Raw genomic sequence first — 265 nt, 5'->3', positions numbered from 1 at the left:
GCTTATGTAAATAACCGTGACTTATACATTGAGATGGCTATGAAAGTATTTAAGCTAGAAAGAAAGTATTGTGAGGATAAAGCTTATAGTCCTGACGGTAAATTTCAACCACGTAAAGCTATAAAAAGTTTACTACTCGGTATCATGTACGGTATGGGGTATAAGTCGATTGCCCAAAATATTGGTGTTACTGATGAAGAAGCTAAACAGATTATTGACGATTTTTATTCAGCGTTCCCGAAAGTAAAAGGATGGATGGCTGATA

At 35.5% G+C, this 265-nt stretch carries 1 protein-coding gene; it reads left to right on the top strand.

Going from position 1 to position 265, the window contains the following annotated elements; all coding sequences use genetic code 11:
- Positions 1-39 precede the first annotated feature (39 nt).
- A partial coding sequence (locus SB749_RS19745) for a DNA polymerase (RefSeq protein ID WP_410711802.1) occupies positions 40-265 on the top strand: 226 nt, incomplete at its 3' end.

The sequence above is a fragment of the Brevibacterium sp. SIMBA_078 genome (assembly GCF_046534565.1).
Lineage (GTDB): Bacteria > Actinomycetota > Actinomycetes > Actinomycetales > Brevibacteriaceae > Brevibacterium.
The sequence above is the reverse complement of the archived record's forward strand: the minus strand, read 5'-3'. Positions and strand labels throughout refer to the sequence as shown.